This is a genomic window from Bradyrhizobium vignae, from assembly GCF_900324035.1.
Classification (GTDB): Bacteria; Pseudomonadota; Alphaproteobacteria; order Rhizobiales; family Xanthobacteraceae; genus Bradyrhizobium; species Bradyrhizobium vignae.
On sequence record NZ_LS398110.1, the window covers coordinates 5869776 to 5881570 of the forward strand.

Annotated in this window: 16 protein-coding genes; 10 read left to right on the forward strand and 6 right to left on the reverse strand. The window is 62.7% G+C overall.

Annotation, left to right across the window (positions count from 1 at the left end; translation table 11 throughout):
* Window positions 1-47: 47 nt before the first annotated feature.
* The 3 genes from BRAD3257_RS28550 to BRAD3257_RS28560 form a co-directional block, all read right to left on the reverse strand.
* Window positions 48-485: an NUDIX hydrolase gene (locus tag BRAD3257_RS28550; RefSeq protein WP_122404642.1), complete on the reverse strand. Its 438-nt coding sequence runs from the start codon at window positions 483-485 to the stop codon at window positions 48-50.
* Window positions 486-563: 78 nt separating this feature from the next.
* Window positions 564-1349, reverse strand: a complete 786-nt coding sequence (locus tag BRAD3257_RS28555) for a succinate dehydrogenase iron-sulfur subunit (RefSeq protein WP_122404643.1) — start codon at window positions 1347-1349, stop codon at window positions 564-566.
* 150 nt (window positions 1350-1499) lie between these two features.
* Entirely contained in the window at window positions 1500-2141 is a 642-nt protein-coding gene (locus BRAD3257_RS28560) for a DUF2243 domain-containing protein (protein WP_347338405.1), read from the reverse strand.
* A 96-nt stretch (window positions 2142-2237) separates the two neighbouring features.
* Here BRAD3257_RS28560 and BRAD3257_RS28565 point away from each other — a divergent pair, with 96 nt between their 5' ends.
* Window positions 2238-2699, forward strand: coding sequence for a DUF4142 domain-containing protein (locus tag BRAD3257_RS28565; RefSeq protein WP_160118866.1), 462 nt, complete (start codon window positions 2238-2240; stop codon window positions 2697-2699).
* A gap of 418 nt (window positions 2700-3117) precedes the next feature.
* Here BRAD3257_RS28565 and BRAD3257_RS39385 read toward each other — a convergent pair whose 3' ends face one another.
* From BRAD3257_RS39385 to BRAD3257_RS39390, 3 genes are all read right to left on the reverse strand, one after another.
* On the reverse strand, window positions 3118-3321 hold the full coding sequence (locus tag BRAD3257_RS39385) for a hypothetical protein (RefSeq protein WP_145987039.1): 204 nt from the start codon (window positions 3319-3321) through the stop codon (window positions 3118-3120).
* Window positions 3322-3847: 526 nt separating this feature from the next.
* Window positions 3848-4135: a helix-turn-helix domain-containing protein gene (locus BRAD3257_RS42280; RefSeq protein ID WP_122404646.1), complete on the reverse strand. Its 288-nt coding sequence runs from the start codon at window positions 4133-4135 to the stop codon at window positions 3848-3850.
* The gene (locus BRAD3257_RS39390; protein WP_145987040.1) at window positions 4033-4536 is read right to left on the reverse strand and encodes a Crp/Fnr family transcriptional regulator; all 504 of its coding nucleotides are present in this window, start codon (window positions 4534-4536) and stop codon (window positions 4033-4035) included. Before BRAD3257_RS39390 ends, BRAD3257_RS42280 begins: the two co-directional genes overlap by 103 nt.
* A gap of 46 nt (window positions 4537-4582) precedes the next feature.
* On the opposite strand from BRAD3257_RS39390, the gene BRAD3257_RS42285 reads away from it, so the two are divergent.
* From BRAD3257_RS42285 to BRAD3257_RS28615, 9 genes are all read left to right on the forward strand, one after another.
* Window positions 4583-4903, forward strand: a complete 321-nt coding sequence (locus tag BRAD3257_RS42285; RefSeq protein ID WP_122404647.1) for a chemotaxis protein CheB — start codon at window positions 4583-4585, stop codon at window positions 4901-4903.
* 441 nt (window positions 4904-5344) lie between these two features.
* Entirely contained in the window at window positions 5345-5467 is a 123-nt protein-coding gene (locus BRAD3257_RS41805) for a hypothetical protein (RefSeq protein WP_283809901.1), read from the forward strand.
* 9 nt (window positions 5468-5476) lie between these two features.
* Window positions 5477-6031, forward strand: coding sequence for a DUF421 domain-containing protein (locus tag BRAD3257_RS28585; protein ID WP_122404649.1), 555 nt, complete (start codon window positions 5477-5479; stop codon window positions 6029-6031).
* Between the two features lie 62 nt (window positions 6032-6093).
* Window positions 6094-7104 (forward strand): cytochrome c oxidase subunit II, encoded by a 1011-nt coding sequence (coxB, locus tag BRAD3257_RS28590; RefSeq protein WP_122404650.1) that lies wholly within the window; start codon window positions 6094-6096, stop codon window positions 7102-7104.
* On the forward strand, window positions 7101-9014 hold the full coding sequence (gene ctaD, locus BRAD3257_RS28595) for a cytochrome c oxidase subunit I (protein WP_122404651.1): 1914 nt from the start codon (window positions 7101-7103) through the stop codon (window positions 9012-9014). Before coxB ends, ctaD begins: the two co-directional genes overlap by 4 nt.
* Complete coding sequence (locus tag BRAD3257_RS28600; protein ID WP_122404652.1) at window positions 9011-9610, forward strand: cytochrome c oxidase subunit 3; 600 nt, start codon at window positions 9011-9013, stop codon at window positions 9608-9610. Before ctaD ends, BRAD3257_RS28600 begins: the two co-directional genes overlap by 4 nt.
* Window positions 9607-9960 carry a hypothetical protein gene (locus BRAD3257_RS28605; protein WP_122404653.1) on the forward strand — a complete coding sequence of 118 codons (354 nt, stop codon included), beginning with the start codon at window positions 9607-9609 and terminating at the stop codon, window positions 9958-9960. The genes BRAD3257_RS28600 and BRAD3257_RS28605 overlap by 4 nt, the downstream gene beginning before the upstream one ends.
* The gene (locus tag BRAD3257_RS28610) at window positions 9948-10871 is read left to right on the forward strand and encodes a cytochrome c oxidase assembly protein (RefSeq protein WP_122404654.1); all 924 of its coding nucleotides are present in this window, start codon (window positions 9948-9950) and stop codon (window positions 10869-10871) included. Before BRAD3257_RS28605 ends, BRAD3257_RS28610 begins: the two co-directional genes overlap by 13 nt.
* Window positions 10872-10942: 71 nt before the next feature.
* Window positions 10943-11731 carry a heme-binding protein gene (locus BRAD3257_RS28615; RefSeq protein ID WP_244607728.1) on the forward strand — a complete coding sequence of 263 codons (789 nt, stop codon included), beginning with the start codon at window positions 10943-10945 and terminating at the stop codon, window positions 11729-11731.
* The last annotated feature ends 64 nt before the right edge of the window (window positions 11732-11795 follow it).

Consider the following 11795-nt stretch of genomic DNA (forward strand, 5'->3'; position numbering starts at 1 on the left):
CTTGAATGACCGGGCGCGCGAGGCGTTCCTAAAGCTGGGCCGCCCGCTCACCTGCCCAGCGGGGAGGATGCGTCTCGCACCGCCTGCGCCGCGAAGCGGGCGATCAGGCGCCGGAGCTGCGCCTTGTGCACCAGGCGCGCCGCCGTCTTGGGCGAGACCCAGATGGCTTCGCGCTCTCCCTTCTCGGGCCACCAGCGCTCGCGCCCGTGCACCTTCATGGGGAAGACGGCAACGTTCATGGTCCGCTTGCGATCGCCTTTTCGCTTGCCGTGCTTGAAGCTGCCCAAGGCGCGCGTTGCCACGACACCGACCAAGCCCGCCTCCTCATAGGCCTCGAGCGCTGCCGTCAAATGCGGCTCCCTGTTGCGCATCGGCGATCCCTTGGGGACGCTCCACCTGCGCTTGCGCCTGGTCGTGATCAGCATCACCCGCAGCTCGGACTTGTCCAGACGAAACGGCAGAGCGGCAAATTGCTTCTTTCCCATCAAACGCCTCCAACGCGCGTTTGATAAGCGAGCGCCGCAGCCATGGTTCCTGTTTGCGACTTGGCGCCTTACCCACGATCAGAACTTCCGCTGGACCATCTTGAGCCGCAGGGCCGAAATGGCTTCTCCGGGATTGAGGCCTTTTGGACATGCCTTCGCGCAATTCAGAATGGTGTGGCAGCGATAGATCCTGAAGGGATCCTCCAGCATGTCGAGGCGTTCGCCCGTGGCTTCGTCCCGGCTGTCATTGATCCAGCGAGCCGCCTGGATCAGAGCTGCCGGCCCGAGGAAACGCTCGGAATTCCACCAATAGCTCGGGCACGACGTCGAGCAGCACGCGCAGAGGATACACTCGTACAATCCGTCGAGCTTGGCCCGGTCCTCGTGACTTTGCCGCCATTCCGTCTGCGGCGTGGGCGACGTGGTCTGCAGCCACGGCTCGATCAGCGCGAGCTGCGCGTAGAAGTTCGTCAGATCCGGCACCAAATCCTTCACCACCGGCTGATGCGGCAAGGGAAGCACGCGCAGCGGCTCGCCTTCCGGAACGTCCTCGTTCATCGACTTGGTGCAGGCCAGCGTGTTCTGGCCGGCGATGTTCATCGAGCAGGAGCCGCAAACGCCTTCCCGGCAGGACCGCCTGAAGGTCAGGGTTGAGTCGACGTTGTTCTTGATCCAGATCAGCCCGTCCAGCACCATTGGCCCGCAATTGTTCTGGTCCACGAAATAGGTGTCCAGCCTGGGATTGCGGCCATCCTCAGGATTCCAGCGATATACCTGAAATTCGCGCAAGCTCTCGCCGGTCGGCTTTGGCCAGACGGTCCCCTGCTCGATGCGGGAGTTTATTGGAAGCCTGAACTCGACCATGATTACCTCTGCTGTCGGACCGGCGAAAAGCAGCGCAGCTGCAAAAGATCATCGACCGAGACGCCGAAAAGGACTGGTCGAAACGCCGGTGCCGTCGCGAGCACGAGCAGCAGCAGAAAGATCGCGTAGACCAGAGGCGGCGGCGTCTTTCTAACGAACCTGTAGACTGCCTTTCGCATGCACTCCCTCCTGCGCGCCCGCCCGTGCCATGGCAACGCCCATGACGATCATCGCTGCTCCCCACAGCAGGAAGCCGATATCCCAGAAGATGCGCTGGCTGTCGGGCACGGTCTCGTTCACCTGATGCAATCTCAGGATCTGGTGATCGACCACGCCTTCGACGAGATTGAAGATGCCCCATCCGATCAGGATGGTCCCGAGACACTGCGAGCGAGACCATCGCAGCTCGCTTCGGCGCGCCCACTGCCACAACACATAAAACCCGGCGAGCACGAGGACGTAGGCGACGCTGTGAAAGATGCCGTCCCAGGTCGTGTTGAGGGTGATGTTGTCGATGGAATTGAGGGGATACCAGCCGCTTAACATATGATGCCATTGCAGCAGCTGATGAAAGACGATGCCATCGAAGAACGCGCCGAGGCCAAGCCCGAGAAGGACGCCTGCGGATGTGGGAAAGTTGGCGGGTCTGCTTTGTAGCATCTGAACTCGTGTGTGGCGCGATATGAAAACGAGACAAGGCGTTTTGCAGTCCGCCGTTCCTATGGCGAGCCACTTGCGTCCCGCAGACGATTGGATGCGTTTAATTGAGGGGTGTTCCGCGCTCAGGGCCAACGCCGCGCCTTCAACTTGATCGATCGATAGGAACGTTCAACGCAGCGAAGCGTCGGTCGCTCACAGTTGGAGATGCACATGCTGAGAAGATCATTCTTGCTTGCCCTCGGAGGGCTTGGGCTTTCGACCTTAGCCGTTCAGGCCCGGACAAATTCGCAGAGGGATTTCAAGACGGCCGACCTCATGGGCGGCGCATTCGCGATGCGGACCAGTCAGCTCGCGCTCACCCGCACCGGCAATCCTGACGTGGTAAATTTCGCGAACGCCGAGATCGCCGAACAGGTGCAGGTGGCAAGTGCGCTCGGTGCCGCTCCAGGCTCGGTACCCCTGCGGCCAGACCATGCGACGATGCTGCAACGGCTTCAGGTCACGCCCTCGGGCCCCTTCGACAGGATGTATGTGCAAGGACAGATTCGGGGCCATCGCGAATTGCTGGCGCTAAACAATTCCTACCTGCGGACGGGCGGTAACCCGCAGGAGCAGCAGGTCGCGCAGATGTCTCTTCCGGTCATCCAGCGACATCTCGCCATCCTGAGCAATCTCAGGGAAATGGCGTAACGGGCACGTACAACCGAGGCGCAACTTCGCCGACGCGCCAGTGGTCTGATGGCCGACCGGTCGCCGCCGGTTCCATCGTTCAAAGTTCAGCCAAATCGAGCGCATCGACAAACACGTCGATCACGCGAACAGGGTTGCTCTCGTTAATAGAATCGTCGAGGCATTCGGGCAATAACGGTCGACTGTCCACGATCCGCCTCCGTAACGGAGCGCTTCATCCAAGCCCCCCGCAAATCGTGCGGGAATCATATCGCGCGAATCACATCGGGCGCAGCGTTTTCACACAGCCAGGGAAAAGCGTTAGTCCGACCCCATCAAACCGGCGTCCGGCTTGCCCCTCATTGTCGAGGTCAAGGCACTGGACCAGATTTGTCCGGATGGGTCACTAGGAGACATCCCAAAGTAAGACAGCTTGCGGTCAGCAAATCAAACCAGCCGCAGCGCCAAGCTCCAGGTTTAGCGGATCGCGTTCGCCACGCAGTTTCAAATAAAACAGGTTGCGAGCGACCTGGAGCCGATTTCGATGCGTGCGCATTGGGATTGGAAGCGAATCCACGACGAGATCGTAAATCGCTCCTAGCAGCGACAGGTCCTCAGGTGAAAATACCTTTGATCCGAGCATCTCGTTTCCATGCGTTTGAAGTGATGCCCTTCTTTCAATCACACCGCCGGAATGTGCGCCTTATCCTTTGCAAAGATTCGTCAGCATTTCGCACATCTCACTCCAGCCCGCACAGGAGCGAGAGCACTCTTGGGAAGGCATGCGCCATCTGACATCGCCCAACATCGGCACGCCCGCGCATCCACGTATGTTGGGTACATGACCGACAGCAGCTCGGTTTGCCGATAACTAATCGCGCATGAACCACTTTCTTTACTGGTGCCGAAAATTCGCACGGCTGATCAAGCCTGAAGACCAATTGCAGCTTGAACCGGCGGAAGAGCGATCATCTTGGATTGAGCGGGAGAAAGCATGGATCAATTCGGACCTAGAGCCGCCGAAAGAGTCCTAAATGAAACGCCACGGCTTCGCCGTTTGCAAATGCATTGCATCATGGCCGCAGAGCGAAACGGGGATCCGTTGCCGAAGTCATCATGGCTCGCCGCGGCAACGGCTTACGACGTCCTGCGATCGTCGCTCGAGCACCTCAAGTCGGCTCCAGCAAGCGTGCGTATTGGTCCGTGATGAGGCGGTAGCAGGGGCATGCCGCAGCTTCGAGACCGGGCCGGTCGATGACTTCGATATGGTCCCGACTATACCGGATGAGGCCGGCCTGCTGGAGCATGCGCGCAGCGATCGTTACAGTTGGACGGTGCACTCCCAGCATCTGGCTCAGGAACTCTTGCGTCGGCATGAAGCTCTCGCCATTGACCTGTCGTGAGTGTGCAGGAGCCACCGGGCGCAAGGCTCCTGCACTTCGTGCAGGCGATTGCATGAGGTCCCCTGCGCGATCTGGTTGAGCAACGCCATGACGTAGCGCATCAGCCGGCCATGGAACGTCGGTGTCTGTCTCAGGACTTCGAGCATGTCTTTCGCAGCAGCGCGGAAACCCGCACCTTCGACCTGGACGAAAACGCGGCTTGGCATAGTCAACGCGCCAAGCAGAAGGGGAACGCCAACCATTCCCTCATTCCCAACCGTGGCAAACTCGACGATGTCCCCGTCTTCCGGCTCATTCACCATCGAGAGCACCCCTCCGGTGGGGAAATACATGTGGGTGATAGGCTCGTCGGGCTCCGCCAGTACCTGCGTGTAACGCAACTCGACGGCTTGCAGATGAGGCTGAACGAGCTTCAGTTCCCGGGCGGGCAGCTTCGCGAGGAGCCTGTTATCCATTGCGAACTCCTCGGGCTCGGGACTAAAGGTAGGTCATCTGTGACATATGGTCTCTGTCCCAATCAGCGCAGTCGGTGGTGGTTCCTGTCTCGGAGCGGTCGCCATCGTGGCCTCCGCAGGGGGCATTCCGGCACTCATTGACATCGTTCGGAGGCTGGAACCGGATTTTCCATTTCCGATATTCGTCGCGCAGCACCTGCCGCGCATCCCGCTTTCCCTCGACCAAACTCTGTCTTGGCACGGCAGACTTCCCGTGAGAGGTGCGCTACCGCCCTTACCCACACCAACCAAACCTACGAGCTTGCACATAGGGCATTTCGTGAGGCTTGGGCGAGCGGAGCTTTACGCTCGCACATGGGTATGTTGAAAGACTCGCGCTACAGGTCGAGCGAAAGCGACTTCTGTCGCAGAAAATCGAAAGCGAGCGCAATTATTCGGTGCCGCCGTCCCGGGTTGAGGGCCATGTCCGTGGTCAGAAGCTGCCCAACCTGTGCCGTTTTGCTGCTTCGCGTCACGATTGGCGGGCTTTTCATTGCTCGGGACGCTCCTTCGGCAGGCAAGCGAGACCTCGTCCCCGACATCCACGTCTTCGATATCCTCAGGCAATTCAGCGCCTCCTTCGTCGGCAAAGGTCCTGGAATACACCAGATCGAAATGATAGCGCGGCACGTCCATTCCTCAAGTTTCTGCTTGGGAACGCGCGGTTGAGAAGCTTCGTTCCGTTGCGCGGAGGTCGCTCGGCCCGCCATGCAGGAACATCCCGTTGGCGGAAACATTGCAGGCATAAGTGTTCATCTCGGAGCCAGACATGCACGAAGACCTGCGTGCGATTGCCCAGCCCGGAGCGATCGTGGCCGTCCTCATCGTCCTGCTGCTGATGGCTGCCGGGGATGTCGCGATCCTGATCGCCACCAAGGGCTGGCCGTTCTAGTCGCCGTCCATGGTCGACGTCGGACATATCATCTTCCAGGGTTGGGCGCCGCTGCTCCGCACCGCGATCGGCACCACCATCACCTATATCGCGCTGGTCGTCCTGCTCCGCCTCGCAGGTCCTCGAACCCTCGCAAAGTGGTACGCCTTCGACCTGATCGTCACCGTCGCCCTCGGCTCGACCTTCGCCAACAGCGTCCTGTCGGGCGACATCAGCGTGGCACAGTCCCTGGTGGGCTTCGTGATCCTGATCGGGCTACAATTCATCATCGCCTTTGCCGTGGCGCACTGGAGCCCGCTCCGCATCATCGTCAATCCGCAGCCGACGCTGTTGGTTCATCAGGGCAAACTCGTTCGCGACGCGATGCGCAGCCAGAGGGTCGCCGAGGCGGATGTCCGCGCCGCCGTGCGCCAGCACGGTATCGATCGCCTGGAGGATGTCGGCGCCGTGGTCCTCGAGGCCGACGGTACCTTCAGCGTCATCAGGCAGCTTGGATCCGAGGCTTCGGCGCTCGCCGACATCCCGGAGCTTGGCGGATCGAACGCGGCCAACCGCTCCGATTAGCGGATAGGAACCTTTGTAGAATTGGCCGGTTCCGCCTTTGAAGGGGAGCACGGCGAAGCGTCATGCCAGTCTGGGTTCGAAGAGTTCTGGTGCTGTGCACGAGCTGGCTGTTGACCGCGTGCGCCGGCCGTCAATCGGTGCTCGATCCGCAGGGCCTCCAGTCCGAGCAGATCCGCTGGACGCTGTTCGTCTTCCTCGCTGTCGCCGCCATCGTCTGGATCGCCGTCGTCCTCGTGCTCGGCATCGGAATGTTGCGCTCAAAACGCGCGGCCGACCGGCCGCTCGACCTGCATGACGGGTTCGAAGACCGCAGCGGGCGCGTCATCCTCATCCTGGGCATCGCGACCACGATCATCGTGCTCGGGCTCTCCCTCGTCAGCTATGCCGGACAGCGCACCGTCTTCGCCAAGGACGAGCACGCCCTCACGCTGAAGATCATCGGACATCAATGGTGGTGGGAGGTGCGTTATGAGGCGGACAGCCCCGACCAGAGCTTCGTGACGGCGAACGAGATCCGCATTCCGACCGGCCAGCCGGTGAAGCTCGAGCTGGAATCCGCCGATGTGATCCACAGCTTCTGGGTGCCGAGCCTGACCGGCAAGATGGACCTCATCACCGGACAGAAGAACGAGCTGCAATTCACGGCGAAGAATGCCGGGATCTATCGCGGGCAATGCGCCGAGTTCTGCGGGCTCCAGCACGCCCACATGGCCTTCGCGGTAATCGCGCTGGCGCCGGACGAATTCGGCCGCTGGCGCGACCATGAAAACCAGAGCGCAGCGAGCCCGACCGATCCGCTCGGCAAGCAAGGCGAGGCGCTGTTCCGCTCGCGCGGCTGCGCCCTGTGCCACAACATCAGCGGCACACTCGCCGGCGGACAGCTCGGCCCGGATCTGACCCATATCGGCAGCCGCACCATGATCGCGGCCGGAACGTTGCCGAACACACCGGCAACGCTAGGCGCCTGGATCTCCGATCCCCAGCACATCAAGCCCGGCAATCTGATGCCGAAGATGCCGCTGCAATCGGACGAGATGATCGCGATCCTTCATTACCTGGAGCAGCTCAAGTGAGCCTGGCCGCGGAACAGCGCGAATTGCGCGACGACGTCCTCAATGGCTTTCAGCTGTCCAGGCAGCTTGAGAGCGTCTGGCGCACACCCTCCGGTTTCCTCGGCGCGCTGATGTCGGTCGACCACAAGATCATCGGCCGCCGTTACATCATCACCGCATTCGCCTTCCTGCTGCTCGGCGGCGTTCTTGCGGTGCTGATGCGCATTCAGCTTGCGCAGCCCGAGAGCACGTTCCTCTCGGCAGACAAGTACAACCAGATCTTCACGATGCACGGCTCGACCATGATGTTCCTGTTCGCCGTGCCGGTGATGGAGGCGTTCGCGGTCTACCTCGTGCCGCTCATGGTCGGCACGCGCAACATCGCCTTCCCGCGCCTGAACGCCTTCAGCTATTGGATGTTTCTGTTCGGCGGCTGCTTCCTCTGGATCTCATTCGCCGTCAATGTGGGGCCTGACGTCGGCTGGTTCGCCTATGTGCCGCTGTCCTCGCTGCAATACACGCCGACCAAACGCCCCGATGTCTGGGCGCAGATGATCACCTTCACCGAGGTCGCCGCCCTCGCCGTATCGGTGGAGGTCGTCGTGACCGTGTTCAAGTTGCGCGCGCCGGGCATGACGCTCGATCGCATTCCGCTGTTCGTCTGGGCGATGCTGGTCACGAGCTTCCTCGTCATGTTCGCGATGCCCTCGATCATGGTGGCCTCGACCTCGCTGATCCTGGACCGGCTCGTCAACACGCGCTTCTACGACCCGTCGTCGGGCGGACATCCCCTGCTCTGGCAGCACCTGTTCTGGTTCTTCGGCCATCCCGAGGTCTACATCATCTTCATTCCCGGCACCGGCATGGTCTCGGCGATCCTCGGCACGTTCGCGCGGCGGCCGGTGATCGGCTATCCCATCGTCATCCTCTCGCTGATCGCGACGGGGCTGCTGTCGTTCGGCCTCTGGGTCCACCACATGTTCGTCACCGGCCTGCCGCAGCTCGGCGCCGGCCTGTTCACGGCCTCCAGCATGCTGATCGCGGTGCCGAGCGGACTGCAGATCTTCTGCTGGATCGCGACGCTGTGGGACGGGCGGCCGGTGTACCGCACGCCGCTGTTGTTCGTGATCGGCTTCATCGTGATCTTCGTGATCGGCGGCCTCTCCGGCGTCATGGTGGCCTCGGTGCCGATCGACACCCAGGTGCACGACACCTATTTCGTCGTCGCGCACTTCCACTACGTGCTGATCGGCGGCGCGGTTTTCCCGCTGATCGGCGCCGTCTATTACTGGTTTCCCAAGATCACGGGGCGCATGCTGAGCGAAAAGCTGGGGCGCTGGAATTTCTGGCTCGCCTTCATCGGCTTCAACGTCGCGTTCTTCCCGATGCATATCCTCGGGCTGATCGGCATGCCGCGGCGGGTCTACACCTACACTGCCGACATGGACTGGGCGCATCTGAATCTGCTGTCCAGCGCCGGCGCGCTGGTGTTCGCGCTCAGCTTCGCGCTGCTCCTGGTCAATGCGATCTATAGCCTGCGCAAGGGCGCACTCGCCGGGGACAATCCCTGGGACGCCTCGACGCTGGAATGGGCGACCACTTCTCCGCCGCCGCCGCAGAACTTCGACCGTATTCCCGTCGTCAAGCACCGCGATCCGCTGTGGGCCGACAACGAGAGCCTGCCCGTCGTCGGCGGCCTCAGCGCTGACAAGCGCGAGGTGCTGCTGACCTCGCTGGCCGAGGCCGAGCCGCAAATCCGCGAGGCTTCGCCCGAGCCTAGCCTCTGGCCGCTGCTCACCGCGATCGCGACCACAATCTTCTTCATCGGCTCGATCTTTACGCCCTGGGCGGTGCTCTGGGGCACGCCGCCGATGGCAGTGACCCTGATCGGCTGGTTCTGGCCCTCCGGCGCCAAGGAGGACGAAGAGTGAGACAGACCATCGTCCGCGACGTCTCGGACCTGCCGACCTACGGCTATGGTCCGCGCAGCGGCCCCTGGTGGGGCGCCATGGGATTCATGGCGCTGGAAGGCATGGGCTTTGCCATCGCCATCGGCGCCTATCTCTATCTCTATGCCGTCAACCCGACCTGGCCGATCAGCGCGGCGCCGCCCGATCTCTGGCCCGGCACGGTCGAGACCGTGCTCTATCTGCTCAGCGTCATCCCGAATGAATATACCAGCCGCGTGGCGCACCGGCAGGACCTCCGGAAGACCCGCCTCATGCTGATCGTAATGGCGTTGATCGGCATCGCTCTGTTGATCTTGCGCGGCTTCGAGTTCGCTCATCTCAACACGCGCTGGGACAATTCCGCCTACGGCTCGATCGTATGGCTGATCCTCGGGCTCCACACCACCCACCTTGCCACCGATGTCGGCGACACCGTCGTGCTGGCGGTGTTGATGTTCACGCGCCATGCCAAGCCGCGGCGTTTCAGCGACGTCACCGACAACGTGTTCTATTGGAATTTCGTCGTGCTGGCCTGGCTGCCGCTCTATGTCCTGCTCGATTGGGTGCCACGGCTATGACCGAAGCTGCCGAACGTTCACGACTCCTGTATTGGGCCGGTGTCGCGCTCGGTCCAATCGCGTGGGGCCTCAATTTGCAAGGCGTGTACGTGCTCGCGCATTTCTCCTGCGAAGGGACCAGGATGAGCGGGGCGATCCTGAGCGGCGTCCTGGCAATCGTCGCCCTCGTCGGCACCTTCATCTCGGCGCGCGCGGTGCGGCGCAGCGCCGGGGCGGAATGGAGCGACGCCCGAGGCGGCGGGCCCCGCTCCTTCATGGCCTGGATAGGCGTCCGCATGGGCGTGCTGTTCGCGCTCGTGATCGCCAACCAGCTTGCCGCCTCGCTGTTAATCAGCCCATGCCTGCGCTGAGCTTCGCAGCGCTTCTCCTTGTGCTGCTGACGCAGCCTGCCTTCGCGCACGGGCTTTCCGATGTCGATGCCCGATCGCTCTGGAGCTACGATCCCTGGCTGCTGACCCCGCTCTATCTCGTCGGTATCGGCTTCTATATCGGCACACAGCGGCTGTGGCGGCACGCCGGCGGTGGCCGCGGCGTCAGCTTCGGCCAGGTCGCGGCGTTCTGGACCGGCTGGCTGATCACGGCGCTGGCGGTGACATCGCCGCTGCACTGGCTCGGCGAGCGGCTGTTCACCGCGCATATGACCGAGCACGAGCTGCTGATGGTGGTCGCCGCGCCACTGATGGCCTATGCGCGGATCAACGGTCCGATGCTGTGGAGCCTGCCGGCGTCGCTGCGCCCGGCGGCCGGACGCTTGCTCAATCTGCCGCCGGTGGCGGGCGCCTGGGGCTTCATCAGCCATCCCGTGAGCGCGACCGCGCTGCATGGCGCAGCGCTCTGGGCCTGGCACGCGCCGCCGCTCTATGCATGGGCGCTGGCGAACCCTGCGGTGCACCGGCTCCAGCACATCAGCTTCTTCGCGACCGCCCTTTTGTTCTGGTGGGTGCTGCTGCATGGCCGCGGACAGGGCCGCAGCAGCCGCGTGCGCGACGGCATCGCCATTGCGTGCCTGTTCATCACGATCCTGCATTCCGGCGTGCTCGGCGCGCTGCTGACGATATCGCCGCGGCTTTGGATTCCCGGCCAGGGCGCGCTCGCCGGCGAACTCGGCCTCACTCCGCTCGAAGACCAGCAGCTCGCGGGCGTCTTGATGTGGGTGCCTATGGGCATCCTCTATACCGGCGCGGCGCTGGTCTTCGCGCATCGCTGGCTGACCGTGAACGAAAGCGAGGCGCCGCTCGCGCCGGTCAGGCATCCGGGATGAGCGCCTTCGCATAGGAACTGCAACTTCCGTTCGAACGTTCGCCTGCAGGCGCGAGACCGAAGGGAGATCACATGGGCGAGCGAATTGTCATCGTGACAGCTGCGATCCTGGCTGCACTGTCAATGCCTCAGGCGCTGAACGCGCAGGACCGGCCGCGTCCCGCGATGTCATGTCCGGTCGACCATGATCAGCTTGCCGATATCCTGAAGAAGAGCGTCAAGCCGGGCGGCGGCCCGAGCAATGGCGGGCTCGACAACAATGAATGGGCCGCGGTCGTGAACCGACAAGGCGTCGTCTGCGCCGTCGCCTACAGCGGCAGCAAGGCAGACGATCAATGGCCGGGCAGCCGGGCGATCGCGGCGGAGAAGGCCAACACCGCGAACGCGTTCAGCCTGAAGGACAAGGCGATGGCGTCAGCCAATCTCTACGCGGGCGCGCAGCCCGGCGGATTCCTGTTCGGCGCGGCGCTCAGCAATCCGCCCTCGCCCGAAACGCTCTACGCCGGCAGCCCCGACGATTTCGGCACGTCTCATGATCCGATGGTCGGCAAGCCCGTCGGCGGCGTGATCGTGTTCGGCGGCGGACTGGCGCTCTACGATGGCAACGGCATTGCGGGTGCGCTCGGCGTCAGCGGCGACAGCTCCTGCGCCGATCACAATGTTGCCTGGCGCGTGCGCCACCAGCTCGGGCTCGATCGCGTGCCCGCCGGCGTCAGCCCCAACATGAAGGACACGATCATCTACGACATCGGTCCCGACGGCAAAAGCCCGTCCGGTTTCGGCCATCCCAAGTGCAACGGCAAGGAGGACCAGATCGCGGTCGATCTCGGCGCCGGCGTGTCCGGGAACGTCGTGAGATAGCTCGGCAATCGGTTTTGGAACCAAGCCGAAGCGCAAGGTTTGTACGTGCACGTTCCGGCCTGCA